Below are 25,921 nucleotides of genomic sequence, written 5' to 3'. Positions count from 1 at the left end.
GCCCGGGGCGGGCGAGCCTCGGCGGGTGGACTCAGGAGCCGCCGACAAGTACGGCAGTCGTCGCCAGGGTGGTGTAGGTCATCGTGAAGCGTCCGCCCAGGGAATCGATGGCGCCGCCGACCGCGTCCAGGATCCCGGTCAGTTGTTCGGGACGGAGTCCGGTGAGGCCACCGGTCGTGGGGAGCAGGTCCAGCCATTGGTCACGTGTGTAGGACTGCTCCCAGTCGTACCGCCACTGCTCGGGCTCGTCGAACCGCCCGGTCTCGCGGATCCTGTCGGCGAACTTCGCGTACGCCGCCTGGTAGAGGCCGAGCGGACGTCGGGCCGGCCGGACGTTGAGCGGGGAATCCGGCGCCGCCCGTCGGTATGCGGCGGCGAACGGCTCGGCCACTTCAGCAGGCGGCTCGTACACGTGACCGAAGATCGCCAGCCGTCCCCCTGGACGCAGCACGTGTGCCGCCTTCACGGCGCCTGCGACCGGGTCCACCCAGTGCCACGACTGGGCGGCGATGACGGTGTCGAACCTCCGACCGGCCGACTCCCAGGTCTCGAAGCCCGCCACCTCCACCTCCAGGCCGTGGGCCCGGGCGCAGTCGGCCATCCGCGCGTCGGGCTCGACACCGAGCACGGCGCAACCCGCGGCCCGGAACTGACGGGCCGCGATGCCGGTCCCGCAGCCGACGTCGAGCACCTCGGGCCCGGGGCTTCCGGCGATGACCCGCGCCACCAACGTATCGGGGTAGCCGGGCCGGGACCGGTCGTAGCGCTGCGCGTCGGTGCCGAACGACTCAGCTGTCCGCCGGGCCCTGTGCGGCTCGTTCGAGGACGGTTCCGGCTGCTCCTGCCGTAAAGTGGGCATGCGCCCACCTTAATGGGCGCATGCCCACTGGGCAATGGATGCCAGTGGCCGACACACGAAAGGACCTGTCCCTTGCCGACCGGGGTACACCTGCGCGACGCGCGGCAGCAACTGTTCGACGCTGCCGAACGCGTACTTCTGCGGGACGGGCCGAACGGGCTGACCAGCCGGGCCGTCACCGACGAGGCAGGCTGCGCAAAGGGCGTTCTGCACCGCCACTTCAGCGACTTCGACGCCTTCCTCACCGACCTCGTGCTCGACCGGGCCGCGCACCTGGAAAAGCAGGTGGGCGCGCTGCGCGGGTCCGCCGGGAGCGGGGCGGTGGTCGACAACCTCACCACCGCGCTGACCACCCTGTTCGGGCCCGTTCCGGTAGCGCTCATCCCGCTCATCACCTTTCGGGATGAGCTGCGCGCACGTCTGCGGAGAGCGATACCGGGAGGCGGCATCGCGATCCTGGCCCAGGCAGCGAGCGAACTCTCCGCCTATCTGACCGCCGAGCGTCACCTGGGGCGCATCGCGGCCGACGCCGACATTGATTCCCTCACCCTCTCCCTGGTCGGCGGCGGGCATCTCCTCTTCGCGGACCGGGATTCCGGGCCGCCCACCACGGCGGCCGTCAGCAGACTCGTGACGGCAGTCATCGCGGACGCGGTGCGACGCGGAACCGGAACCGGAGCCGGATTCGCGTGAGACGACACCGGCCCTCGCATGGCGCGATCCTGTACGTGTGTGGTGATCACATCGGGGCACGGGGGCTGAGAGCGTCCGAAACACGCCGCCCCAAGGACCCGAGGAAGAGGACCCATGGACAACGGATTTCCGAGCGGGGACTTCCGGATCATCAACGTCGAAACCGGCCTGTGCCTGTACGCCCCGCGCGAGACCCCCGAGGAACAGAGGGCTCTTGGCGACCCCCGGGATGCCCGTGACACCCGTGATGCCCGTGACACCCGCGATACTCCCGCCGCCCCTGAGATGCTGACCGGCCAGGCAACCCCCCGTCGGGAACCGGCCACCGGCCCCACCCCCGAGCTCGCCATCCGCGAGCCGCAGGGAACAGAGGACGAGAAGTGGTGCTTCGACACGCGCCGTGACCGGGAAGGCATGGCCCCGGCCAACCAGCTGGTCTGCGCGCCCACGCACGCGTCCGGCGGCCAGTACGCCCTCGACGCCGGGCAGGCCGGTCTGTATGCCACGGAGAAGGACGAGGCCCGGGCCGACACGCTGAGCCGGCTCATCCAGGCGGAGGAGGAGCAGGCCAGGCTGGAGGCGATGACCACGGATCCGGAGAAGGAGGAAGAGGCCGTACGGCGGCTTCAGGAGCTGGCCGCCGACGAAGAGCTGGAGGATCTGCGCGAAACGGTCGGCTTCGTGGGTCTGGGAGCGCTGCGCGCCCAGCTCCGTCTGGCGCGGGGTCTGGACCTCCTCCCGCAGGACGTGGCTCACCTGCTGGGCGGTGTCGGGCTGGTGGGGGCCGATACGTCCCCCGTGTCGAAGTGGGCGGCCCACGACGGGGCGCTGGTCCTGGAGGACAAGCCGGACCAGCAGGTCGTCATCTACGAGTTGCCCAACACCGGCGAATACCGGCCCGCGCTGATCCACAAGAAGGCCACGGGTCCGGGTCTGCACCGGACGTGGCGCTTCGAGAAGGCGTGAGCGGCGGAACACCGGTACGGGCGGGCGGGTCAGCCGTGCGCCCGCCCCAGAAAGGCATGATGACCAGATGGACAAGCAGCTTCCCGCCGCCATCGAGCAGACGCTCGTCGCCCGCAACCACATGAGCGAGGCGCGGCCCTACGACCACACGCGCCAGGTCATGACCTTCCTCTACCAGCGGGGCGACGAGGCGATCGACCTCGGCCTCTTCGAAGGTCCCTTGCCCATCCCCACCGTGGGTCAGCCGGTGACGCTCTGGATCACCGGCAACCCCCTGATCGTGACCCGCGTCGAGACGCATTACGGGATCGGCCAGCACGGCGAGGACAAGCAGGGCGCACAGGTGGCGTCTGTTCTGGTGTTCGTCGAGCCTGCCGCCGAGCACCCGTAGGCGTGTTCGGCGGCACTGGGCCGTTCTCCTCAGGTGCGCGATGGTCTCGGCCGTGCTGCTGGCGACGTCGAGCTAGGTGATCCGCTCCTCGCGCCTCTCCCCCAACGGACGGGCGGCGCGGCCGTTGCCGCGGGCCGGAACCGTATTCCCGGCCGCACCGTCCCAGGGGCAACTCGCTACCGAGAGGCCCGCCCTGCCATGAGAAGCCCGCGCACGTCCCTGTTCCTCGCATCCGCCGGACTCCTCCTTGCCGCCGCCCCCGGCTGCACCGCGGCCGAGACGCGTCCTGCCCCCGAGCCAACGTCCTGGTCCGAGCCGGACCGGTACACCTACCGGCTGCTCTCCACGTCCGGGGACCGACCGGGCACCGGCGACTTCCAGGTCACCGTGGACCGGGGAAAGGTCGTCAAGGCACTCGGCCTGGACGACGGACACCGGCACACCGTCGAGCGGAACCCCCGCGACATCCCGACGCTGAGCGGTCTTCTCACCCGGGTCGCAGAGGCCCGTGCGGCCCACGCCGACGTGGCGCGCACGATGCTCGCCACGGACGGACACCCCACGGAGGTCCACATCGACTGGCTGAAGAAAGCCATCGACGACGAGGCCGACTACTTCGTCACGGAATACCGCGTGCTGACCTCCTGACCTCCTGACCTCATGACCCGTGAACGGTCGGCGAAGAGAGCGTGCGGGGCGGCCTGTTCAGCGGGCTGCGCCGCCGCAGCCACGTCGTCGGCGGCTGCGGCGACACCGTGTGCCCACGGGCTAGGACCCGGCGCGGGTCAGTTCGCACCTTCCGTTCGCGCACGACCGGCGCAGCCGCGCACCCGAGACGGTCTCGACGAGGCCGATGATCCAGCACATCGGGCAACCGCGCAGCGCGATCAGGCCGACCGGGGCGAGCAGCAGACTCACCGGCCCGATGACCGGCAGCAGGGCCAGGGAAGCGGCGAGCGCGCCGAAGCCGATGGCCCCGCGGGCCAGATGGCGTGGAACGGTGACACTGGCGAAGCCGGCGCTCGTCGGCGCGGCGTGTGCGTCGGCGGGATCCGGCGCGGAGGTGCGGGTCGCCGGGGGCGTGTCATTCCGCACGTCATGCCTCATGGTCGGCCTCCCTCGTTCCGGCGGGTTCGTCGCGCAGTACCTCGCGTACCGTCGAACGGGCCCGGTGCAGTCGGGACTTCATCGCGGCGGTGCTCAGCCCGAGCCGGTCGGCGACCATACGGCCGGGAAGGCCCTGGATGTCCCGCATGACCAGCACCTGCCGCTGGTCCTCGGGCAGGGCGGCGACGGCGGCCGCGACGCGTTCGGCCTCCAGGCGCAGCAGGACGTCCTCCTCCGCGGACCGCACCGCTCCGCCCACCGCGTCGGAGTCGGTCTTCGTGTCGCAGTGGTCGGGCTCGTGGACCGGCGCGTGACGGAGCAATGCGCGGGTACGACGCAGGCACTCGTTGCGTACGATCCGGAACATCCACGACGCCAGCGCCCCGGAGGCGCGCAGCATGCCGATCTTCCGGTAGAGAATGATCAGCGCTTCCTGGGCGGCGTCCTCCGCGTCCTGCGGTGTGGCGCACAGTGTGTGGGCGAACCGCTGCACATGCGGGTAGGAGCCGTACACCAGAGCGGTGAGCGCTTCGACGTCGCCGCGTTGTGCCGCCGCGACCAGGGTCCCGCCGGGCCAGGTGTGCTCAGCCACGCCGACGGCTCCGGCGGCGCAGCAGCGTGACGGTGCACGCGCACAGCAGCAACGCGGCGGCAGCCGCGGCGATGACGACGGTGGTCATGGTGTCCTCCCGGTGGGGTGTGTGCGGACCCGTTCGTCCGTACACCTATGAGAGGCACGCGGGGCGCGGAAGGATTCACCCCTGTCGTGCGGTGCCGTCGTCCCGTGCGGGGTGCTGCTCACTCCGCCCTCATCGGGACTGCCCTCGCCCTTGCCATCGCCGTCCGCGACCGGCCCAGGACCACCAGGGGCCGGGCCGGTCACGGTCGCCGCGACAACACTTCCCCGCTGGGCGAGGGGGCTTCGGATCGGATCAGCCGAGCTTCTTCATCTGGGCGTCGATCACGGCCTTCGGCTGCTCCGCCTTGCCGGCCAGGCTCCAGGCGTAGAACGTGGCGAGCGTGGCGCCCTTGCGGATGGCCACCAGGTGGAACGTGCTGGGGGTGCCGTCCATGTCGGCGGTCAGCGTGTAGGCAGCCGCCTCGTCGCCCCCGGTGTAGGCGGCGGGAGCGACCTTGGTGATGGCGCTCTTGTCGCCTTCGGCGATCACGCTGAAGCCGCCCGCGCAGTCCGTCCCCGCCTTCTTCAGCGTGGCCAGGGCATCGGCGGCGCCAGTGCCGTCGTAGGAGGCCAGTGTGTCGGAGGTCATCGTCGTCCCCAGCGCGGCGAGACCGGCCTTCGCCTTCTCCTCGGCGGAAGCGCCCGCGGCCGGGCCCTTCGGCACCGCGATGACCTTGCGGATCGCGGACGCGGCCGGGGCGCCGACCGTGCGCAGCGACATGACGTCGTTGAGCGGCTTGCAGGCGGCCTTGTCCGTGGTGACGGTCTTGCTGGACGCGACGTCCGCCGCGGTGGGCTTGGTGACCTTGTGGTCCTTCAGGTCGGCCTCGGTCAGGGCGAGCTTGTCCAGCTCGCCCTGGGACAGGGCCTTCTGGCCGCCGGTCGCGGGCGTGCCCGACGACGCCTTGCCCTTCGGCTCATCCTTCGCCGACGACCCGTCCGAGCCGCAGGCGCTGACGAGCAGGGCGAGCGAGAGCGTGGACGCGGCGAGGGCGGTACGGCGGACAGTGGTGCGGCGCATGACTGAAACAGCTTCCTTCGCATTGGGGGACGACGACCCTCCCGCGGACCGCCCACTGACGCGTGGACCTGCGGAAACATCGTGTAAAGATCAATCTATGCGCGACCTGGCCCGCCAAGGGGCGGCCGCCTTCGCAGCGGCCTGATCGTGACGACAGCGCAACCTCACCTGCATGCGATCGATATTCCGACGCGTACAACCTTCCGCGTACGGCGACGGGCACCGCGGACGTCCCCGGACCTGCCCCACCCCGGTCTCAGGGCTTCAGCGTGTCGACGAACCGGTACCGCCCGCCCCCGTCGTCGCGTGCCGCGGGGGGTCCGAGTTCGACCAGGGCCATCGGGCGGTCGGACGGTTCACCCGTGTCCGGTGTGAACGCGATCTCACCGCTGACGCCCCGCACCTTGTACGTCCCGTTGGTCTGGCCGAGCAGGTCGAGGACCGTGCTCGCGGTGGCCTTGTCCAGGCCGTAGGTGTCCACGGCCCGGCGGGCCGCGATACCGGCCGTGTACACCGCGTCGTGGCCCACCATGGCCTGCCCGTTGGCGAGTTCGCCCGCGCTGCCGCCGCGCAGCGCCAGGTAGCGGCGCCGGAAGTCGGGGAACGGGCCGCGCTCCTGGCCCCCGTATATCCGTGCGGAGGCGTCGGGGTGGGCGTACGCCGTGTAGTACGCCCGCAGGCCGCTGGCCTTCCAGCGCCGACCCAGCTCGTCGAGTCCGGCCGTCTCCGTACGGCCGCTGGTGCCGAAGTACATGCCCACGGCGCTGGAGCCGGAGAGGACGGTGACCGGGCAGCTGCGCCGGTTCTCCCCCGCCGCCTCCACGAAGCTGCGGAGCTCCCGCCCCCGCGCGGCGAAGTAGACGCCGTCCGGAGTGGCGCCGGGGACGCAGATCTTCTCGGCGACCACCCGCAGGGCGTTGCCGCTGCCCGGCGCCGCGCCCGAGGTGAACGGCACCACCGTCTCGACCTTGAGGCCCGTGCGCCGCGCGGCGGCCATGAACCCCGAGTAGAGCGAGGCGTTGTAGATGTCCCCCGCCTTGTTGTCCTTCACGACCTGGAGGCGGTATCCGGGCCGTCTGTCCTGCTGCTGCTTGAAGTAGCGGGCCGCGGCCGAGGCCTGCTCTCCGGCGGGGAACGACACGCGGAAGAACCCGGGCGTGGCCGACCTCATCTCGTCCCCGGCGACCGTCGCCCCCACGACCGGCACCCCGGCGGCCCGCAGCTTCTCGACCGCCGCGAGCGTACGGGCGTTGCTCTGCCCGATCCCGGCGACCGCCACGAGGCGCTGCTCGTCCTTCATCCGCAGGAGCTGGTCCACCACTTCGGCCGCGTACGCGTCGTTGCGGCCGGTGTTGGCGAGCAGCAGGCGTACCCGCGGCAGGGTGCCGCGCTCGTCGTTGATCTCCTGCTGGGCGACGAGCGCACCGGTGACCGACTGGCGGGTGCCTTCGGGGCCGCGGTCCTCGGAGCCGCCGGACATCGACTCCAGGTAGGCGAGGGTCACCGACCTCTCGTGGGACTTCTCCACCTCGCGGTTCTCGTCGTGGATCCTCGCGCTGAGGTCGCCGACGGCGGGGAAGGCGAACGACCCGTCGGTCACCCCGACACACTCGCCGCCGGACTTCCTGGCGACGCCCCGGGCGCAGTCCGTCTCGGGTGCGCAGGCCCTGACCAGGAAGAGGGTGAGCAGCGCCACGAGTGCGACGCCGAGGACCGACCACAGCACCTTGCGGCTGGGCGGTCGGGGCAGGGTGAGGGTCGGTGTGCTCATCGCCAGGGCTCCTCGGTGTACTGCTGTGCCTTGTCCTGCAGCACGTTGGCCCAGGAGACGCGCTGGGTGTGGGCTGCGGCGAGGGTGTGGAAGCGGGCGTAGACCTCGCGGTAGAGCGAGGCGTACGGGTCGCCGAGCAGGTCCCGGTAGGGGTCCCCGACCAGGTCGGTGGCCGGGTCCTCGGCGGGCTCCGGGGCGATCCAGCTCGCGGCGAGCAGGCGTGTGACGGTACGCAGCCGGGGCGCCGTGTCGTCGCGCAGATGCCGTACCAGGGCCTCGTAGCGCTCCCAGGGATCGCTTCCCGGGCCGGAGACGGAGTGGGGCAGCGGTGCCCGGCGCAGTCGGCAGAGTTGGGCGCACCACTGCTCGGGGGTGTCCTGCTCGAAGGCCGCGTCCAGATGGGCCGAGGCGGCGGGCAGGTCGCCGCCGGCCAGGGCGTGGTAGGCCGCCAGGTCCGGCTCGCCCCGTGCCTCCGCCTCCGCGCGCAGCCCGGCGTGCAGGGCGGCCGGGTCCGCCACGGTGTTCAGGAGCAGGCGGCGCAGGAGGGGGTGCGGGGTGCCCGGGGGGCCGTCGGTGAGCGGGGCGCCGGTGTCGAGGTGCATGGTGCGCAGCCGGTCCCTGGTGAAGGCGTGGAACTCCTGGCCGAGGTGGGCCCTGGCCTCGATCTCGGACTGCAGCCAGTGGGCGACGGTGGCCTGGGCGAGGTCCGGTGCGGCGGCGGCCCTGGCCAGCGCGCCGCGCAGCCCCTGCGGCGGGTCGATGGGCAGCAGCCGGTCCAGGAGGGCGGTGCTGAAGTCGCCCATCGGCTCCAGGATGCGGCGCAGCCGTTCCTCCCAGGGCTCCGTGGGCTCGCCCCCGTGCAGCGCGGCCAGGACACGGGCGGTCGCCTCGGGCTGCCCGCGGGTGATCTCGTACACCGCCCAGCCGAGCCATCGCGCTCCCGCGTGGCTGCGGGGCGGGGGCGCGGTGGCGGACTGGAAGACGTCCTTGGCCTGCTGCTCCACCTCGCCGCGGGTCAGATCGCGCAGCCGGCCGATCCGCAGACCGGCCGTGACCTCCTGCGGGGCGAAGGCCGTGCCGGGCGGCCAGGGGACCGGATAGCCGTCGGCCGCGTACTGCCAACCGAAGTCGACGTCCTGGAGCGCCTTCGGGTAGCTGCCCGCCATGGCCACGGCGACCAGCGGGTCGTGGTCGGTGGTCCGGCGCTCCTGGACGAGCAGGCGCAGCACCTCGCCGCCGAGCTGGTTGTCGGCGTTGTCCAGCAGGACCAGGCAGCGGACCGCCCATCCCTTCCTGGTGTAGCAGCGGCGCAGTTCCTGGAGGAAGAGACCGCAGACGATGCGCTCGGTGGTGGCGCGGTCCTCCGGGGCGGCGCCGTGGTAGGCGTGGTTGAGCTCGACGAGGATGTCCAGGGCCGAGGCGACGGCGGAGGCCCGCCGGATCCGGGAGAGCCTGCGGAGCATCTGGCCGTGCCGCAGCACCCGTTCGATGGTGGGCAGCACCCGGAACAGTTCCGTGAACGGGGACGGCAGCCCGGCCATGGACCCCGCCGCCTGGCCGACCTGGACGATGTGGGGCAGCCAGGCCGACGGCGGCCCGGACAGCTCCTGGGCCAGCTGCCGACGGGCCACCGCCCGGTCCTGGGTGTCGAGTTCCAGCGCGAGCGCCGCGCACATCAAGTGGAAGGCGGGCAGGGACATGCGCGGTACGTGCTTCTTGCGCGGCTCGATGCCGTAGGCGAGCGCCCGCAGGACGTCGACGGGCCGCTGCTCGTGGCGGGCCAGTTCGGCCAGGTCGAGCCGGACCACCGGGCCCGCCGCCGCCCAGGCGCCGAGCGCCCGCAGCAGGGTCGTCTTGCCGCTGCCACGCGGGCCGAGCAGCAGCGTGACCGGGTGCTGCTCGGCCGCGCGGCCGCCGCCCTCGCCGGGCAGCAACTGCGCCTCGACGTACCCCTGCACCAGCCGGTCGCGCTCGGACTGCCCCGCCCACTCCCGCGGCATCGGCCCCCCTACCCCACGGTTGGGTACCACCACGGTGTGGTACCAGCGGAGATCAATATCCCTGGGGCGTATGGGGGTTGCAAGGGCTGCCGGGAATTCCGGACGAACGGGAGAGGGAGACCGGTCGCGCCCGGTGCCTTCCTGCGCGGCGGCCGGCCGGAGGAGTAGCGGGGCGGCCGGTCGGAGGGGAAGCGGGGCGGTCAATCCGTGGCGGCGACTTCTTTGCCCGTGGTGGTGACTCTTTGAGGCGCGCGTCCGCCGGCGCCCGTCGATGCCCTGTCGGTGCCGTGTCGGTGGTTTGTCGACGGCCGGGGGGACATTGGTCGTGGCCGGCGCCGGCCACGACGACATCGGCGCCGGCAGCTCGATGTCCCGACTCCCTGGAGCGGTTGCCCCGGTATGACCGGCCGGGCGCACGCCCCGGAGTCCACGCTCACGGAGGACCCCAGATGACCACCGACATCACCATCATCGGCGCCGGACTCGGCGGCCTCACGCTCGCCCGCGTCCTGCATGTCCACGGGATACCGGCCACGGTCTACGAGGCGGAGCCCTCCCCAGCCGCGCGCTCGCAGGGCGGCATGCTCGACATCCACGACTACAACGGACAACTCGCTCTCGAAGCGGCCTCCTTGATGGACGAGTTCCGCGCGATCATCATCGAGGGCCGCCAGGCGATGAGGGTCCTCGAACCGGACGGGACCGTCGTTCTGGACGAGGCCGACGACGGCACAGGGGGACGCCCCGAGGTGCAGCGCGGTGAACTGCGCCAGATCCTGCTCGACTCGCTCCCGCCCGGCACCGTCCGGTGGGGGCGGAAAGTCACCGGCAGCCGCACCCGCGGCGACGGACGTCACGAGGTGACGTTCGCCGACGGCACCACGGTGGTCAGCGGTCTGCTGGTCGGCGCGGACGGCGCCTGGTCACGGATCCGGCCGCTGCTCTCCCCCGCCACGCCGGAGTACATCGGCAAGTCGGTCGTCGAGACCTACCTGTTCCACGCCGACACCCGCCACCCCACCGCCGCCGGAACCGTCGGCGGCGGCGCGATGATCGCGCACGCGCCGGGCCGGGAGATCTTCGCCCACCGGGAGAAGGACGACACCCTGCACGCCTACGTGGGAGTGTCCGAACCGCAGGAGTGGTTCGCCGCCGTCGACTTCACCGATGCCGCCGCGGCCACCGCACGTATCGCCCAGGAATTCGACGGCTGGGCGCCGGAGCTCATCTCACTGATCACCGACAGCGACACCGCGCCCGTCCTGCGGCCGCTCTACGCACTGCCGACCGGGCACCGGTGGGAGCGGGTACCCGGGGTGACCCTCCTCGGCGACGCCGCACACCTCTCGGCCCCGAACGGCGAAGGCGCCAACGTGGCCATGCTCGACGGTGCCGAACTCGCCGAGGCCCTCGCCGCGCATCCCGACGACGTCGAGACCGCGCTCACCGTGTACGAACAGGCTCTGTTTCGCCGCAGCGCCGAGGCGGGCCTCTTCACGCACGCCGAAGGAAACGCGAGTGACGCCGACCACAACGCGGTCAACGACCTGATCGCCGCGTACACCCGGGAGGGCCGGACCCCGTGATCCCTGTGCCGCGGCCGCCCCGCGCGTCGGGCGGCCCGGTGTCGGCCGGGCCACGGCTCTGCCCGCGTTATCGCACGCCCGCCCGGGGTAAGTGGGGATCGCTGGGCGGAAGAGGCAGAGATCCGCCACGAGGCGGCTTGCGCGTCGGTGCTTCGGGTAGGGCGTCTGAATGAGCGGGACATCCGCGCAGCCCGGAGATTACTGAAAGAGACGCGTTGTGACCCATCTCGGCGGCCCCGGCGACGACGCTGCGAAGGGAGCGGACGACGGCGCTGATGCCGTCGCGCGGGACATCGCTGATGCCGTGGACCAGCTGACCAGCCTGTGGTCACTGGCCGCCCACGAGGCTCCCGTACGGCTCTCCCTGCACCAGTTGCGGGCCCTGCGCGTCCTCCAGGCGGCCCCGGAGCTGAACCTGACGGGGCTGGCGGACCGGCTGGACATAGGGCTGCCCACCGCCAGCCGCCTGTGCGACCGGCTGGAGGCGGCCGGCCTGCTGGAGCGGACGCTTCATCCGCACAGCCGTCGCGAGGTGCGGCTGAGTCTCACCCCGCACGGCGGACACGTGTTGCGGGACGTGGCCGACCGGCGGATCCAGGCGCTGGTGGGCGCGTTGGAGCAGATGACCCGGGCCGAACGTCTGGCCCTGAGTCGCGGACTGCGTGCCTTCCTCGCCGTACGGGATGTCGCACGGGCGCGCCCCGACGATTCGGAGCATGCCTAGCCGAGCACGGAAGGTGCTGGTGCGCCGGGGCTCACCAGCGTCCGCCCTCCCCGCCGGCGGCTTCCACGCCGGCGGGTCGTGTGCGGGGTGCGGGCACTGCGCAGCCCATGGCCGCCGGCGCGTCGACACGGGTGTGGCACAGCAGCAGGCATACGTCGTCGTCGCGTTCGGAGTCGCACAGCATCGGCTCCAGCAGGGTTTCGGCCGCCGCGTCCAGATCCTGTCGCAGGTCCGTGGGGGCCAGCGAGGCCAGGGCCCGGGTGAGACGGTCGATGCCGACGTCGATGCCCGCGCTGCGGCGCTCGACCAGCCCGTCCGTGTACAGGGCGAGCGTCGAGCCGGGCGCCAGGTGGGCGGTGTGGTCCTGGTACTCGTACGCCATCGGGATACCGAGCATGATCCCCGGACGGGAGTCCAGGATCCGCACCGAACCGTCGGGGGCGCGCACGACCGGCGGGGGGTGTCCGGCGGCGGCCCACAAGATGTGGGGGTCGCCGGGGCGGAAACGGACGACGGCGGCCGTGGCGTACAGCTCGGGCTGGAGGTGGCGGAGCATGCCGTGCAGCCGGGTGAGGATCCGGCCGGGCCCGTCGCCTTCGAAGGCGTAGGCGCGCAGGGCGGTGCGCAGTTGCCCCATCATGACGGCCGCGCGCAGACCGTGGCCGGTGACGTCGCCGATGACGGCCAGCAGACTGCCGTCGGGCTGGAGGAAGGCGTCATACCAGTCGCCGCCGATGTTCAGGCCATGGGTGGCGGGCAGATAGCGGGCGGCGAGGTGGAGGTGGGAGCTGGCGGGCAGGTCGGTGAGCTGGGCGCGCTGGAGTGCTTCGGCGGTGTCGCGGTGCTGCTCGTAGCGGCGGGCGTTGTCCAGGGCGGTCGCGGTGCGGCGGGCGAGCTCGACGAGCATGACGCTCTCGTCGGGTGCGAAGCGGCGGTCGGCGGTGAGGATGAGCACGCCCAGGAGCCGGCGCGCGGTGAGGGGGATGCAGAGCACGGCCTGGCCGGGGGCCAGGGCCGACGGCGGCAGGTCGTCGACGCCGGGCAGGCCGCCGGGGTGGGCGGCGGCGTGTTGCGGACGGCCGGTGCGGGCTGCGGCGACCGCGGCGGCCGGGTGGTGGTCGTGGTGCGGGGTGTGCTCGTCCTCGTCGAAGAGCCAGACGTCGACGCGGGCGGCGTAGCCGGGGACGAGCAGGTCGGGCAGCCGGCCCAGAATGTCCTCGTGGTCGAGGGAGGCGGCCACGGCGTCGCTGGCGTCAGCCAGGAACGTCAGCAGGCGTCGGGCGTTCTCCGCCTCCGCCCGGGCGGCCTGTTCGGCGGCCAGGAGGTCCTTCTGGACGCGGGCCGCGGCCTCCAGGTCGGCGTGGATCGCCACGACGCCCTGATTGGTCTGGTGCAGTTCCTCGCGGTGGAAGGCGAGCAGGCTCTCCGCCTCCTCCAGCCGGTCCAGGAGGGCGGCGGTGTCCTCGTCGGAGGCCAGGACCGCCTCGGCGAAGGCGTCGTCGTCCAGGGACGTGGGGTGTGCGCGGGAGAGGCGCGGTGTCTCGGCGCAGTCGAGCGAGCGCTGCCAGGGCGCGCCGTCCCCCTGCTGATGACCGGCCGGACGGAGCGTGATCCGCAGGCGCGGGCGGTGCCCGGGCGCGGGCCGCGGTGCGTGGACGAGCAGTTCCCAGACACCGCCCTGGCTGAGGCAGTGGCGCAGGTGGGCAGCGAGGTCGGTCAGGAAGCGCGCACGCCGGAGCGGGGGCGCGCCGGCGTCCACCGCCAGGCGGGCCAGCGCCACCCGGGCGCGGGCCGCGTCCTGGGCCGAGGTGATCTTCCAGAGGTCAGTGGTGTCGGTCATGGTCGCCTGTCCGGCGGTCGGGGGCCAGTACGGCCACGCTGGTGTCGTCGCGCAGGGGGCTGGCGGCGCTGCCGGCGTCCCGCAGGATGGCCGCGGCCACCACCGCCGGGTCGCGGGTGAGCAGGTAGGGGTCGTGCGGCGGTGTCCAGCGGCTGGGCAGACCGTCGCTGTGCAGGACGAGGAGGCTGTCGGGCCGCCACGGCACCTGGTGTACGGGCACGGTGGCGGGGCGCTGGGCGCCGACGATGCCGGGACGGGACAGGAGCGGGCGCCAGGTGCCCTCGGTGTACAGACGGGCGCCGATGTTGCCGATCCCGGCGAAGGACAACTGGAGCTGGTCCAGGTCCAGTCGGGCCACCGCGACGGCCGCGCCGCGGGTGGGTCGCAGCGCGGTGTCCAGGCGGCGCAGGAGGTCGGCGGGCGGCAGATGGGCGCTCGTGCGCAGCTCCCCGGTCGCGGCGATGGAGGCCCGGGCGGCTTCGGGGCCGTGGCCGAGCCCGTCGGCGAGCAGCAGGGTCAGATGTGTGTCGGAGCGTGCCCAGTGCCAGGCGTCGCCGGAGCAATCCGCCTCCGCCAGGGGGACGTTGATCCCGCCCGCCCGCAGCCGGAGTGCACGCCGGTCGTCCTCCGGGGGCGTCGGCCGGGGCAGGCCGCCGATCCGGGCGACCGCGACCGTCCCGCGTCCGGGGGTGCTGTGCAGATCGAAGTCGTCGGATATGCGCCGGCACGTGCCCAGTCCGGCACCGAGGGAGGACCGGCTGGTGGTGTAGCCGTCGGTCAGGGCGGTCGCGACGTCGGGGATGCCCCGGCCGTGGTCCAGGGACACCATCTGTACGAGGGGTTCGCCCGGCGCTGCCGAGGTGTCCACGCCGTCGACCACGCTGATCGTGATACGGCCGCCGCCCGCGTGCTTGAGGAGGTTGGTCGCCAGCTCGGTCGCCACCAGGGCGGCGGCCGCGGTACGGCGCGGCGCGAGCCCCGCCCGGGCGCAGGCGGCCTCGGCGGCGACCCGTACGTCCCGCACCCGGGTCGAGTCCTGCACGGGGATGTCCCACACCCGGCTCATTCCGGTCCCGTCCGCGGCCGGGCCAGGGGCGTGGCCCAGGCGATGACGGTGACGGTGGTGCCCTGGCCCGGGCGGCTGTCGATGGTGAACTCCTGGACGAGGCGTTTGGCTCCGCTCAGCCCCAGGCCCAGGCCGCCGCCGGAGGTGTAGCCGTCGGTCATCGCCTGTTCCAGGTCGCGGATTCCGGGTCCGGAGTCGGAGAAGGTCACCCGCAGCCCGCGTACGGGACCGCCGGTCAGCGGGGTCACCTCCGCGTGCCCGCCGCCCCCGTGGATGAGGGTGTTGCGGGCCAGCTCGCTGGCCGCGGTCACCAGCTTGGTCTGCTGCACGAGTCCGAAGCCGAGCTCGGCCGCCGCCTGCCGCACCTCCTGCCTGACCCAGGCCAGGTCCGCGTCCGAGCCGATCGGCAGGCAGGTGGTGCCGGTGTGGCGGGAGGCGTGCGTCACGCGTCCTCCCCCACGGGCAGGGCGGTCGCCGGGTCGTGCCCCAGCAGGGCCAGGGCGCGCTCGACGTCGAGGGCGGTCTCCAGACCGGGCAGGGTCAGTCCGAGCTCGACGAGCGTGATGGCCACGGCGGGACGCATCCCCGCCAGCACGGTCCGTGCCGCGAGGAGGCGGGCGCTGGAGGCGATCTCGGCCAGGACCCGGCCCAGGAACGAGTCGACGAACTCCACTGCGGACAGGTCGATCACCACGCCGGTCACCGGACTGCGGGCGATGCGCTCGGTGAGGTCGTGCTGGAGCTGCTCGGCCGCCCCGTCGTACAGCTCGCCGTGGAGCGTGACCAGGAGGAGACTGCCCAGAGCCAGGACCGGCACCTGAGCCGAGGAGCCCATGGGCGGTCCGTTCATCGCAGGCTCGCTCCACCGGGTGTGCCGCCGCTGACCGCGACGCCCTGCTGGCGCAGCGCGTAGGCCAGGGCGTCGGCGAGGGTGGCGTGGGTGACGACGGTGCCGAGGTCGATGCCGAGGTGGACGATGGTCTGCGCGATGGCCGGCCGGATACCGGACACCAGGCATTCGGCGCCCATCAGGCGGGCCGCCGCCACCGTCTTCATCAGGTGCTGCGCCACCAGGGAGTCGACGGTGGGCACGCCGGTGATGTCGAGGATGGCGTACCGGGCCCGCTGCGCGACGATCGCGTCCAGCAGGTTCTCCATCACGACCTGGCTGCGCGCGCTGTCGAGGGTGCCGATCAGCGGAACCGCGACGACGCTCTCCCACAACTGGATGACGGGCGTGGCGACTTCCATCAGCTGCTGGCGCTGCCGCTCGATCAGCTCCTGCCCGGAGCTGAGCGCGGTCTCCATCACCACCAGGCGCAGTGTGCCCATGAGCACGGCCAGCGCCAGCGCGCACTCCTGCGCCTCTTCGCCGGAGGGATCCTCGAACTCGTCGCGCAGCAGGGCGGCGACTGGGTCACGCAGCGCCGCGACCTCGTCGGCGATCTGCGCGGCGGTGGCTCCCGTACGCGTCAGGGAGGCGGCCATCCGCTGGAGCTGTTCGCGTACGGAGTCGAAGCCGGGCGCCATGATGTCCTCAAGGCGCCGGGAGGCGGCCACCGTGGACAGCGCGTCCACGACGGCCTTGCCCGCTTCCACGGCCTCGTCACGGGACAGGGTGAACACCGTGCGGAACAGGGCCGCGTCGGCCCACCGCTGGGCGATCTGCTCCTGCCGGCGCTCGAGGAAGTCGGCTGTCTGCTTCGCCGCCGACTCCTGGGCCGCGTCCTGTTCCGACACCCGCATACGTCTCCTTCGTGCTCTGGGGCTCTTCGGCCCGCCGCACGGCAGACCTTCCGACAATTGTTGCAGCATGACAAACATTAGCGGCGGGGTGCGGCGCGGACAACCGTGTGATCGCCGCAGGCCGCGCCCGGGCGGAGAGCCCGGTCACGTCGACCGCCCCCGCCAGTCCAGACAGATCACCAGCGCGTCGTCGTTCGGCGTGGGGTCGCCGCGGTAACCGGCCAGCTCGCGCAGGATCGCGCGGGGCACCTCGGCCGCCGGCAGCAGACGGGTCGCCGTGATCGCCCGGGAGAGGGCAGCACTCCCGTACGCCTCACCGGCCGGCGAGGCGACCGAGTACACCCCGTCGCTCACGAAGATGAACCGGTCCCCCGGCTCCGCCTGGAAGTCCTGGGCCACGTAGTCCGTCTCCTCGAACATGCCCAGCGGAAGCTGCGCCTCGAAGTGGACGCGTTCCACCACCCCGTCGCGCAGCCGCAGCATCTGCGGCGAACCGGCGTCCACCACCCGCGCCCGGCCCGAGGCGAGGTCGAAGTCGAACATGAGCACCGACAGGTAACAGCGCCCCCGGTAGTGGGCGTAGACCGCCTGGTCGGCGAGGGCGGCCTGGTCGGCGAGCGCGATCCCCGCCCGCCGCGCGTTGCGCAGGGCGTTGACGGCGAGGTTCGTCAGCAGGGAGGCCTCTATCCCCTCGCCCATGCCGTTGGAGACGTACAGCATGAACCGGTCGGCCGTCGCCGACCAGTCGAAGTTGTCGCCGAAGATCCCGTACGCCGGCTCCAGCTGCGCGCCCAGCTCGTACTCCGGGCGCGCGCAGGACCTGCCCGGCAGGAGCTGCCACTGCATCTCCGCGGCCAGGGTGAGCCGGTCCTTGCGCCGCGCCTGCAAGTACAGATCGGTGTCCCGCTCGGCGACGATCACCTCGTGCCCGAGCATCTCCGCGATCTGCGTCAGCTCCGTCAGGCAGTCGGCGACCGGCTCCCGGCTCGCGTACGCCACCGTCAGCACACCGAGCCGGTCGCCGCGCACAGTGACGGGCAGATGCACCCGCACCGGTCCGCCGTCCGGCCCCTCGATGAAGGGCTCCTGGGCACCGAAGGCCCGGCCGGCCGGGCTGTTGTGCACCGACACAGGCTCCAGGGTGTGCGGAAGCACGGACACCGGCTGGAGCACCGACAGGCCGTAGTCGGCCATGAAGAGCTCGACGGAGTCCGCCGCGTACTGCTCGATCAGCACACGACGGACAGCGTCGAGCACCTCGTGGGGCGCCGCCGTGCGCAAAGCACGCTCTGCTGCCATATATCTGTTCACGATGGAAATCACCAATCCCTTACCGGAGGGTCATGTACCGCCCTCAAGCGGCGTAGCCGTCCGGTTCGACCACGCCGGTATTGCCACGGCATCTGCGCCGACGCCCGCGCCTAGTAGGCTGGCAGCCGTCCCAGTGCCTGCGAGAGTGTGACCGTGACCGACTTCCGCCCCCGCCCCGTGCCGAACGAGGTCGCGCGCGTGACCTCCACGGCCGCGGAGCTGCTGGAAGTCCTGTGGGGCAGGGCCTCCACGGCACCGGCGTCCGCGTCCCAGCTGCGCGTCCTGCTCATCCTGGAGCACAACAGCGGCATCAACCTGCGCACCCTCGCCGACTTCCTGGCCTCCACCCCGCCCTCGACGAGCCGCCTGTGCGACCGCCTCCAGGCCGCGGGCTTCGTGGAGCGCGAAGTGAGCCCGGTCGACCGGCGCGAGGTGCGCCTGCACCTCAGCGGCCGGGGCCAGGCCTTCATCACCGATCTGCGGGCCCGCCGGGAACAAGCCGTGCAGGCAGTCCTCGAACAGATGCCGAACGCCGAGCGGGCCGCACTGCTGCGGGGTCTGGAGGCGTTCTGCGTCGCCGCGGAGGCGCAGATACACGACGGCTCCGCGGACTCCGACAGCCGCACGGCCTGAGCGTCGCGCGGCAGCGCGACATCCCTGATCGCCGCCGACTGCCGACGATCAGCGCACGGAACGGCGTCCGCCCACCGGAACATTCCAGGTCCTTTCCCGTGCACGGTCCGCACGGCCTCTTGGTTGCCTTCCTCCACAGTTGCCAGAAGGCAACTATTCACTCTCCGCCACTCTCTCACACGGCGTTCGTGTACCCCCTGTCGCCACACGCCTTACCCCTTGTGGGCAAGATCTCGTGGCTATACGGGGGGCGCGAAGGTGCGCCAGGCGCACAACAACGGCGCGGACCAGGTCCGTTGCGCGGCCCGGTGACCGACTGCGCCGTGCGTCTTGTCCGCGTGGCCGGCGACTGCCATCGTCGGAACCGACGCCGCCCGGCATCAGGGCCCGGGTGGGGGGAAACGGGGGAAACGTGATGAAGATTCTCAGAAGGCCGAAGCCGAGGCCCAGGGCGTTCGTGCTGGGGATCCTCGTGGTGCTCGCGAGCCTGCTGCAAGCACCGGCCGCGTCCGCGAGCGACACGGCAGCCGCGCCTCCCGGCTACGGCGGACCGTTCAGCTCCTGCCCCGGCCAGACATGGAAAACGGTGACCCTGCGTAACGGAACCAGGGAACTCGGGTACATGCAGATCTGGTACTCCGGCAGCTACAAGGGAGGCACCTACTGCGCACGGGCCGGCGAGTCGATCTCCGGGGCGCACCACATGGAGATCGTCGTCCGCCGCGGGGACTGGCAGACGTCCTGGTCCGACTCGGGCACCTACAACGACTATGCCGGGTACATCGACGTGTACGGCGCCGCGACCAAGTGCGTCCACTTCTTCGGACGGGTCACGGTGAACGGGGTGAACTACGAGCGGACCTGGCTGACCCCCGAGTGCCTGTGACGGCGACTGCCGGGGACGTCTGCTTGCCACGCGCCGCGCGCCACCAGGCCGCATACCGCCTGGTACGCGGGCTCCCCTAGTGCGCTGCCAGCCTCTCCACCAGCTCGACCGCCCGCGCCAGCGCCTCCCGCTCCTCCGCCGTCAGCTCCGCCTCGATCGCCCGCGCGAGCCAGTCCGCCCGACGCCCCCGCGCCTCCGCCAGCAGCGCCTCGCCCGCGGAGGAGAGCTCGACCAGACTCTTGCGGCCGTCGGTGGGGTGCGCGCGGCGCGTGATCAGCCCCTGTTCCATGAGCAGTCCGACGGCCCGGGCCATGGACTGCGGGCGCACCCGCTGGTCCGCCGCCAGTTCGCTGGTCGTCATCGCACCGCTGCGGTCCAGCGCACCGAGGACGGCCACCTGGCCGAGCGGCATCTGGTCCTCGAGCTTCACGCGTCGCGTGAGCTTGCCCATCGCGGTGCGCAGTTCGGCCGCGACGGCAGTGGATTCCGGAAGGGGCATACCCGATTTTACCGCAGCCCGGCTGTGCAGCCTTCCTGCACACCTGAACTGAACAGCACAACTGCACAGGGCAACTGAACAGCGAAACTGCACAGCACTGCTGTAGAGTCGCGGATGCCGGGTTCAGCGCCACCGTCGCCGCAGCCGAACCCCGGCACGCGACAACGGGAAGGCTTCCCATGACCGTCATCACCTCCGTAACCGGCCGCCGCGTCCTCGACAGCAGGGGCAACCCCACCGTCGAGGTGGACGTGGAACTGGCGGACGGATCCATCGGCCGCGCCGCGGTCCCCTCCGGCGCTTCGACCGGCGCCCGCGAGGCCGTCGAACTCCGCGACGGCGACCCGGCCCGCTGGCACGGCAAGGGCGTCGACCGCGCGGTGCACCACGTCAACACGGAACTCGCGGAGGCCGTCACCGGACGCGAGGCCGAGGACCAGGCCGGGCTCGACGCGGCCCTCGTCACCACGGACGGCACCCCCACCAAGTCCCGGCTCGGCGCCAACGCGCTCCTCGGGGTGTCACTCGCCGCCGCCAAGGCCGCCGCCGCGGCCCACCGACTGCCGCTCTACCGCTACCTCGGCGGTTCCGGCGCCCGGCTGCTGCCCGTACCGATGATGAACATCGTCAACGGGGGCGCCCACGCCGACAATCCGCTGGACTTCCAGGAGTTCATGATCGCCCCGATCGGCGCGGAGACCTTCGCCGAGGCCGTACGGATGGGGTCCGAGATCTTCCACACCCTGCGCCGCGACCTGCTGGCCGCCGGGCACTCCACGGGAGTGGGTGACGAGGGCGGTTTCGCACCCGCCCTGCGCACCGCGGAGGAGGCCCTCGACTTCGTGGTGACCGCCGTCGAGCGCACAGGGTACCGGCCCGGCACGGACATCGGTCTGGTCATGGATCCGGCGTCGTCCGAGTTCTTCCGCGACGGTGTCTACGACTACACCGGGGAAGGAGTGCGGCGTACACCCGCCGAACACGCCGACTACCTGGTCAAGCTGATCGACGCCTATCCGATCGTGTCGATTGAGGACCCGATGGCCGAGGACGACCTGGCGGGATGGCGGGACCTGACCGCGCGGGTCGGTGCGCGCTGCCAGCTCACCGGTGACGACGTGTTCTGCACGAACGAGACCCTCCTTCGCGAGGGCATCTCCTCCGGCGTCGCCAACTCGGTCCTGGTCAAGGTCAACCAGATCGGCACCCTCACGGAGGCGCTGGCGACCGTCGACGCGGCCCACCGGGCGGGCTACACCGTCGTCATGTCGCACCGCTCGGGCGAGACGGAGGACACCACGATCGCCGACCTGGCGGTGGCCACCGGGTGCGGCCAGATCAAGACCGGCTCCCTGTCCCGCTCCGACCGCACCGCCAAGTACAACCAACTCATCCGTATCGAGGAGCAGTTGGGCGCCAGCGCCCAGTACGCGGGCGCGGAGGCGCTGCGCCGCTAGCGCCGGGGAACGCGACCCGGCCCCCGGCCCCGCGAGGGGGTCGGGGGCCGGGCGCTACAACAGACGCCTGCCGTCCGGCCGTGCAACCGTCCGGCGGTCTGGCCGTCCAGTGGCGGAACGCGTGCTCTAGTGGCGGAACGCGTCCTTCGTCTTCTCCTTGGCCTGGCGGGCATCGCCCTTGGCCTGGTCGGCACGGCCTTCGGCGGTCATGCGTTCGTTGCCGACCGCGCGGCCGACAGCCTCCTTGGCCTTGCCCTTGGCCTGCTCGACGTGCGCCTTGGTCTTCTGCTCGCCCGACATCGGGGACCTCCTCGTAAAGTACCGGTTTGGTCGTGACAGGCTCCTGCTCGCATCCTGCGGCCTCAAACCCCCGAGGTGGGAGGGACGGATGACATGCCACCCGCGGCGCCGCGGGCGCGGTCACTGTCTCTGAGCGCCCGCAGGCCGAAGCCCGTCGACAGGCGTCCGTCATTCCTTGCTGACGACGACCACTTCGTCCCTGGCCGCCCAGGAGCGCCGCTCGTCCTTGGGCGGGTTGATCCGCACGCCGTACCCCAGACGCGTCGACGAGCCGTCGTGGCTCCGGTATCCGATGGCGCATTCACCGCGCAGACGTGCCGCCGCCACGACGGTGGCGAAGGACGTCTCCAGGCCCGGGCGTACGTAGTCGGGGGCCGGCCGCAGGCGTACCCCGGTGCCGTCGGCGGAGAACAGTTCCTCGAACACCGCTGCCAGGTGCCGGTTCTGGGAGATCTGCGCCATGAGCAGGCCGATGAGCTTGCCACTGATGATCACATCGGCGCCGGGGTTGATGGGTGCCAGCGCGCGGTTGCGGTCGTCGACCAGTTCGGTGACGACCGGCAGTTCGCGCCCGGTGGTCTCCTCCAGCTGCCGCAGCAGCAGCAGGGTCACGAGCGTACGGTTGTCGGGGTCGTCCGGCGGCGCTCCCGGGGCCGGGTCCTGGCCGAGCACGATGATGCTGTCGTAGGAGTGGACGTCCAGGCGTTCCAGGGTTTCGGGACGGGTGATGTCCGCGTCGTGCAGGGACACGGTCAGATTGGTGCCGCTGCGCGCGTCGGCCTCGTCCACCTGCCGGGCTGTCGCTCCGCCGCCCCCGGTCACCACGTCGATGGCCGATCCGGGCCGGGCACAGCGGCGCAGTTGGTCGACCAGGAGCGGCGCTCGGCGGTTCCAGCCCAGCAGAAGCACCCGCTCCGCGCGTGCGGGTGTCGACGGACCGGAGGCGATCGCCGCGTCCTCGACCGACCGCGCGCAGTCGTCCAGCACGGTCGTGTCGTCGTCACGGGAGATGACGATGAGCAGGTCGCCGGGAGCGAGCGGCGTCTGCGGTGGCGGATTCAGCAGCGGGGTGTTGTCTCGTATGACCCCGACGACGCTTGACGTCCGGAAGGACAGCAGTGCGTCGCCGAACGTGCGGCCGGTGAGGCTCGGTTCGTTGACCAGGTAGAACTCGTCGCCGGCGAAGTCGATGAGTTCCTGGTGGACGAGGGAGAGCCCGGGGCGGCGGGCGGCCTGGACGATCAGCCGGGCGGTGATGGTGTCGCTCTCCAGGACGACGCCGTCCGGCCCGGCGGCCAGACGGGCGGCCAGGCGGTACCGGTCGTCCCGGACGGCGGCGACGACGGGTGGACGGGTCTTCTCCCCGGCCAGCGCGGCCCTGAGCGCCAGCAGTGTCTTGACCACCTCGGGGTCTGCTTCGGGTTCGTCGTGGGGCAGCACCAGCACGACGTCGGCCGTGACCGCGCTCGTCAGGGCGAGCACCGCCGGGTCGGTGGGGGGACCGCTGCGGCAGATCAGCCGCGTACGCCCGAAGGGGCCCACCTTCGTCTTCAGGGCCTCCTCCATCGCGCTCTTGTCCCGGTCGGCGAGCACCACCACGGCCGCGCGCCGCTGGTTCGCGTTGGCGGCCACCAGCTCGCTCACCACGGTGAACACCTGCTCCGACCACCCGAGGACCACGGCGTGCCCCTGTTCGAGCACGGTGGAACGGCCGCGCCGCAGCGCGTTGAGCCGCTCCGTGAGGGTCGCCGTGATCAGGCTGACGAGGGTCGAGACGTACAGCAGGGCGACCAGGGCGAGCAGCACCGACAAGGCCACCCGCAGCGGCCTGCCCGTGGCGCCCCCCAGCCGCAGCGTCTCCCCGGTGACATGCCACACCTGCACCAGCCGGTCGGTCAGGGACGCCGGCGCGTGCGGGTCGGTCCACACCATGACCGCGCTGGCGGGGACCACGATGGCCAGACACAGCACGGCCATCCATCCGACCAGGGCGACGGCGCCGCGGGTCAGCGTGCTGTCGAACCAGTAACGGGCCCGTTCCGCCAGCCGCGTACGCCGCTGCGCCACGCTTGTCCCTCCGTCGCCCGCGCTCTCGTGCGGCCCTCTCGGCGCCGGGTACGGGATGCGCCGCGCGGGCTCGCTGGAGAGGACGGATGTGGATATGCCTATGGCAGTGTGCGGGATCGACCGCGGCGGCGGCCCCGGATCGCTCGGCATTCACCCCTTCGGGTCTGCCGACCGGCCCCCGGGCCTCTCCCCCGACGGCCCGGCTGCCGTGACGTCAGGCTTTGTCACCGCGTCGCTCCTTCGAGTCAATGCCGCTGTATGTGCGGGTTACCGGCCACGGCAGCCGTTACAAATGGGCGCCATGACTGAAGATCACGCGGTGCGCTCAGAGGGCGGTCTCTCCCGGCGGAGCTTCGCGGCGGTGGCCGGCACGGCCACGGTCGCGACGGCCCTCACCGGCTCGGCCGCCGCGGCCCCGCCGACAGCGGACACTCCGGTCCGCAGCCATGGCGCCGACTTCGACCGGTGCCTCGCCGTCGCTCGCGCCCTGCTCGTACTGGACTCCGACGACCACCCTCTCGTCCCGCGCTACCAGCACGTCCTCCGCGAGGGCCTGCCTGCTCAGCGGCGCACCGGCCCCAAGAACGTCCTGGTCGTCGGCGCCGGGCCCGCCGGGCTGGTCACCGCCTGGTTGCTGAAGCGGGCGGGGCACCGGGTGACGGTCCTGGAGGCCAACGGCAACCGCGTCGGCGGACGCGTCAAGACCTTCCGCACGGGCGGCCACGAACACGCCGAGCAGCCCTTCGCCGATCCCCGCCAGTACGCCGAGGCGGGCGCGATGCGCCTGCCCGGCAGCCATACGCTGGTGATGGAGCTGATCGACCGGTTCGGCCTGAAGAAGCGGCCGTTCCACTACGTCGACATCGACCACGAGGGGCGTCCCGCCAACCGCACCTGGATCCACGTCAACGGCATCCGCATGCGGCGCGCCGACTACGCCCGTGCGCCCCGGCGCATCAACCGGTCCTTCGGCGTCCCCCAGGCGCACTGGGACACCCCCGCCGCGGCCATCCTGCGCTCCGTACTCGACCCGGTGCGCAACGAGTTCAGCTATCTCGGCCGTGACGGCAAGCGCGTCGAGAAGCCGCTCCCGGAGCGGTTGCGGGGCTGGGCGCGCGTGGTGCAGCGGTTCGGCGACTGGTCGATGTTCCGCTTCCTGACCGAGCACGCGGGCTTCGACGAGCGGACCATCGACCTGATCGGCACCGTGGAGAACCTCACCTCACGGCTGCCGCTGTCCTTCATCCACAGTTTCATCGGCTCCTCCCTGATCAGCCCCGACACACCCTTCTACGAGCTGGAGGGCGGCACGGCCGTACTGCCGGACGCCCTTCTGAAGCGCGTGCGCGAGGACGTGCGGTTCGACCGCCGGGTCACGCGCATCGAGTACCACCACGCCGACCGTTCCTCACCGGACGCCGGGCACGTGCGGGGCAAGGGCCCGCGGGTCTGGATGGACACCGTCTCCGAGGGCCGCGACGGTCCCGTCGTCCGCGAGCAGTTCACCGCGGACGCCGCCGTGGTCACGGTGCCGTTCGCCGGACTGCGCCACGTGCAGATCGACCCGCCCATGTCGTACGCCAAGCGCCGCGCGGTCTGCGAACTCCACTACGACAGCGCGACCAAGGTCCTGCTGGAGTTCAGCCGCCGGTGGTGGGAGTTCGACGAGGCCGACTGGAAGCGCGAGCTGCGCGCGATCGACGCCGGCCTGTACGACGACTACCGCACCGGCCGCGCCGTCGCGGACGGCAGTCTGCTCGGCGCCCACCCCTCCGTGCCCGGCGGCCACATCACCGCGGACCAGCGCACCCACTACGCCGCCAACCGCGCGGTGGTGCGGGACCAGCCGGAGGCGGTCGACGTCGTGGGCGGCGGCTCGGTGTCGGACAACGCCAACCGCTTCATGTTCCACCCCTCCCACCCGGTCCCCCACAGCGCCGGCGGGGTGGTCCTGGCCTCCTACAGCTGGTCGGACGACGCACGGCGCTGGGACGCCCTGGACGACGAGGCGCGCTACCCGTACGCCCTGTGCGGCCTCCAGCAGGTCTACGGGCAGCGCATCGAGGTCTTCTACACCGGCGCGGGCCGTACGCAGAGCTGGGCGCGCGACCCGTACGCCTTCGGCGAGGCGTCCGTGCTCCTGCCCGGGCAGCACACGGAGTTGCTGCCCTGCATCCCCCTGCCCGAAGGGCCGTTGCACTTCGCCGGGGACCACACGTCCGTCAAGCCGGCCTGGATCGAGGGAGCCGTGGAGTCTGCCGTGCGTGCTTCCTTGGAGGTCCACACGGGCGGATGACGGCAGGCTCGTGCCTGCTGGGC

At 72.1% G+C, this 25,921-nt stretch carries 25 protein-coding genes; 10 read left to right on the top strand and 15 right to left on the bottom strand.

Annotation, left to right across the window (positions count from 1 at the left end):
• Positions 1 to 31: 31 nt before the first annotated feature.
• Positions 32 to 859 carry a class I SAM-dependent methyltransferase gene (locus AC069K_RS10325; RefSeq protein ID WP_478614289.1) on the bottom strand — a complete coding sequence of 276 codons (828 nt, stop codon included), beginning with the start codon at positions 857 to 859 and terminating at the stop codon, positions 32 to 34.
• 72 nt (positions 860 to 931) lie between these two features.
• Here AC069K_RS10325 and AC069K_RS10320 point away from each other — a divergent pair, with 72 nt between their 5' ends.
• From AC069K_RS10320 to AC069K_RS10305, 4 genes are all read left to right on the top strand, one after another.
• Positions 932 to 1,552 (top strand): TetR/AcrR family transcriptional regulator, encoded by a 621-nt coding sequence (locus AC069K_RS10320; RefSeq protein ID WP_365105446.1) that lies wholly within the window; start codon positions 932 to 934, stop codon positions 1,550 to 1,552.
• A gap of 114 nt (positions 1,553 to 1,666) precedes the next feature.
• On the top strand, positions 1,667 to 2,518 hold the full coding sequence (locus tag AC069K_RS10315; RefSeq protein WP_478614286.1) for a hypothetical protein: 852 nt from the start codon (positions 1,667 to 1,669) through the stop codon (positions 2,516 to 2,518).
• 67 nt (positions 2,519 to 2,585) lie between these two features.
• Positions 2,586 to 2,909, top strand: coding sequence for a hypothetical protein (locus AC069K_RS10310; RefSeq protein ID WP_365105438.1), 324 nt, complete (start codon positions 2,586 to 2,588; stop codon positions 2,907 to 2,909).
• 198 nt (positions 2,910 to 3,107) lie between these two features.
• The gene (locus AC069K_RS10305; protein WP_478614283.1) at positions 3,108 to 3,557 is read left to right on the top strand and encodes a DUF6174 domain-containing protein; all 450 of its coding nucleotides are present in this window, start codon (positions 3,108 to 3,110) and stop codon (positions 3,555 to 3,557) included.
• 120 nt (positions 3,558 to 3,677) lie between these two features.
• Here AC069K_RS10305 and AC069K_RS10300 read toward each other — a convergent pair whose 3' ends face one another.
• The 5 genes from AC069K_RS10300 to AC069K_RS10280 all read right to left on the bottom strand — a co-directional run bounded on the left by AC069K_RS10300 (position 3,678) and on the right by AC069K_RS10280 (position 9,487).
• Positions 3,678 to 4,016 carry a hypothetical protein gene (locus AC069K_RS10300; RefSeq protein ID WP_478614280.1) on the bottom strand — a complete coding sequence of 113 codons (339 nt, stop codon included), beginning with the start codon at positions 4,014 to 4,016 and terminating at the stop codon, positions 3,678 to 3,680.
• Positions 4,006 to 4,608: an RNA polymerase sigma factor gene (locus tag AC069K_RS10295; RefSeq protein ID WP_478614277.1), complete on the bottom strand. Its 603-nt coding sequence runs from the start codon at positions 4,606 to 4,608 to the stop codon at positions 4,006 to 4,008. Before AC069K_RS10295 ends, AC069K_RS10300 begins: the two co-directional genes overlap by 11 nt.
• A gap of 340 nt (positions 4,609 to 4,948) precedes the next feature.
• Positions 4,949 to 5,716 carry a hypothetical protein gene (locus tag AC069K_RS10290; protein ID WP_478614274.1) on the bottom strand — a complete coding sequence of 256 codons (768 nt, stop codon included), beginning with the start codon at positions 5,714 to 5,716 and terminating at the stop codon, positions 4,949 to 4,951.
• A gap of 256 nt (positions 5,717 to 5,972) precedes the next feature.
• On the bottom strand, positions 5,973 to 7,487 hold the full coding sequence (locus AC069K_RS10285) for an ABC transporter substrate-binding protein (RefSeq protein WP_365105425.1): 1,515 nt from the start codon (positions 7,485 to 7,487) through the stop codon (positions 5,973 to 5,975).
• The gene (locus AC069K_RS10280) at positions 7,484 to 9,487 is read right to left on the bottom strand and encodes an ATP-binding protein (RefSeq protein ID WP_478614271.1); all 2,004 of its coding nucleotides are present in this window, start codon (positions 9,485 to 9,487) and stop codon (positions 7,484 to 7,486) included. The genes AC069K_RS10285 and AC069K_RS10280 overlap by 4 nt, the downstream gene beginning before the upstream one ends.
• 449 nt (positions 9,488 to 9,936) lie before the next feature.
• Here AC069K_RS10280 and AC069K_RS10275 point away from each other — a divergent pair, with 449 nt between their 5' ends.
• Both AC069K_RS10275 and AC069K_RS10270 read left to right on the top strand, forming a co-directional pair.
• Positions 9,937 to 11,073 carry an FAD-dependent oxidoreductase gene (locus AC069K_RS10275; RefSeq protein WP_478614268.1) on the top strand — a complete coding sequence of 379 codons (1,137 nt, stop codon included), beginning with the start codon at positions 9,937 to 9,939 and terminating at the stop codon, positions 11,071 to 11,073.
• Positions 11,074 to 11,290: 217 nt separating this feature from the next.
• Positions 11,291 to 11,797 (top strand): MarR family winged helix-turn-helix transcriptional regulator, encoded by a 507-nt coding sequence (locus AC069K_RS10270; protein WP_365105416.1) that lies wholly within the window; start codon positions 11,291 to 11,293, stop codon positions 11,795 to 11,797.
• Positions 11,798 to 11,828: 31 nt separating this feature from the next.
• Here AC069K_RS10270 and AC069K_RS10265 read toward each other — a convergent pair whose 3' ends face one another.
• The 6 genes from AC069K_RS10265 to AC069K_RS10240 all read right to left on the bottom strand — a co-directional run bounded on the left by AC069K_RS10265 (position 11,829) and on the right by AC069K_RS10240 (position 17,748).
• Positions 11,829 to 13,637, bottom strand: coding sequence for a PP2C family protein-serine/threonine phosphatase (locus AC069K_RS10265; RefSeq protein ID WP_478614265.1), 1,809 nt, complete (start codon positions 13,635 to 13,637; stop codon positions 11,829 to 11,831).
• On the bottom strand, positions 13,621 to 14,703 hold the full coding sequence (locus AC069K_RS10260; protein ID WP_478614262.1) for a SpoIIE family protein phosphatase: 1,083 nt from the start codon (positions 14,701 to 14,703) through the stop codon (positions 13,621 to 13,623). The genes AC069K_RS10265 and AC069K_RS10260 overlap by 17 nt, the downstream gene beginning before the upstream one ends.
• Positions 14,700 to 15,149, bottom strand: coding sequence for an anti-sigma regulatory factor (locus AC069K_RS10255; RefSeq protein ID WP_365105407.1), 450 nt, complete (start codon positions 15,147 to 15,149; stop codon positions 14,700 to 14,702). The genes AC069K_RS10260 and AC069K_RS10255 overlap by 4 nt, the downstream gene beginning before the upstream one ends.
• Positions 15,146 to 15,553 carry an STAS domain-containing protein gene (locus AC069K_RS10250; protein ID WP_478614258.1) on the bottom strand — a complete coding sequence of 136 codons (408 nt, stop codon included), beginning with the start codon at positions 15,551 to 15,553 and terminating at the stop codon, positions 15,146 to 15,148. Before AC069K_RS10250 ends, AC069K_RS10255 begins: the two co-directional genes overlap by 4 nt.
• Positions 15,550 to 16,449 carry an STAS domain-containing protein gene (locus AC069K_RS10245; RefSeq protein ID WP_478614255.1) on the bottom strand — a complete coding sequence of 300 codons (900 nt, stop codon included), beginning with the start codon at positions 16,447 to 16,449 and terminating at the stop codon, positions 15,550 to 15,552. Before AC069K_RS10245 ends, AC069K_RS10250 begins: the two co-directional genes overlap by 4 nt.
• A gap of 144 nt (positions 16,450 to 16,593) precedes the next feature.
• Positions 16,594 to 17,748, bottom strand: coding sequence for a PP2C family protein-serine/threonine phosphatase (locus tag AC069K_RS10240; RefSeq protein WP_365105398.1), 1,155 nt, complete (start codon positions 17,746 to 17,748; stop codon positions 16,594 to 16,596).
• Between the two features lie 159 nt (positions 17,749 to 17,907).
• Here AC069K_RS10240 and AC069K_RS10235 point away from each other — a divergent pair, with 159 nt between their 5' ends.
• Both AC069K_RS10235 and AC069K_RS10230 read left to right on the top strand, forming a co-directional pair.
• Positions 17,908 to 18,393: a MarR family winged helix-turn-helix transcriptional regulator gene (locus tag AC069K_RS10235; RefSeq protein WP_478614252.1), complete on the top strand. Its 486-nt coding sequence runs from the start codon at positions 17,908 to 17,910 to the stop codon at positions 18,391 to 18,393.
• Positions 18,394 to 18,808: 415 nt separating this feature from the next.
• Entirely contained in the window at positions 18,809 to 19,279 is a 471-nt protein-coding gene (locus AC069K_RS10230) for a hypothetical protein (RefSeq protein WP_478614249.1), read from the top strand.
• A 76-nt stretch (positions 19,280 to 19,355) separates the two neighbouring features.
• On the opposite strand, the gene AC069K_RS10225 is transcribed toward AC069K_RS10230, so the two are convergent.
• Entirely contained in the window at positions 19,356 to 19,778 is a 423-nt protein-coding gene (locus AC069K_RS10225) for a MarR family winged helix-turn-helix transcriptional regulator (protein WP_478614246.1), read from the bottom strand.
• Between the two features lie 179 nt (positions 19,779 to 19,957).
• Here AC069K_RS10225 and eno point away from each other — a divergent pair, with 179 nt between their 5' ends.
• On the top strand, positions 19,958 to 21,235 hold the full coding sequence (gene eno / locus AC069K_RS10220; protein ID WP_478614243.1) for a phosphopyruvate hydratase: 1,278 nt from the start codon (positions 19,958 to 19,960) through the stop codon (positions 21,233 to 21,235).
• Positions 21,236 to 21,361: 126 nt separating this feature from the next.
• Here the strand turns inward: eno and AC069K_RS10215 are convergent, their stop codons facing one another.
• A complete protein-coding gene (locus AC069K_RS10215) occupies positions 21,362 to 21,535 on the bottom strand; it encodes a CsbD family protein (RefSeq protein WP_365105383.1) in 174 nt (57 codons plus the stop codon).
• A gap of 168 nt (positions 21,536 to 21,703) precedes the next feature.
• Positions 21,704 to 23,602, bottom strand: coding sequence for a CASTOR/POLLUX-related putative ion channel (locus AC069K_RS10210; RefSeq protein WP_478614240.1), 1,899 nt, complete (start codon positions 23,600 to 23,602; stop codon positions 21,704 to 21,706).
• A gap of 301 nt (positions 23,603 to 23,903) precedes the next feature.
• Here AC069K_RS10210 and AC069K_RS10205 point away from each other — a divergent pair, with 301 nt between their 5' ends.
• The gene (locus tag AC069K_RS10205; RefSeq protein WP_365105377.1) at positions 23,904 to 25,898 is read left to right on the top strand and encodes a flavin monoamine oxidase family protein; all 1,995 of its coding nucleotides are present in this window, start codon (positions 23,904 to 23,906) and stop codon (positions 25,896 to 25,898) included.
• The last annotated feature ends 23 nt before the right edge of the window (positions 25,899 to 25,921 follow it).

The organism is Streptomyces sp. NPDC043908 (genome assembly GCF_056435525.1).
The sequence above is the reverse complement of the archived record's forward strand: the minus strand, read 5'-3'. Positions and strand labels throughout refer to the sequence as shown.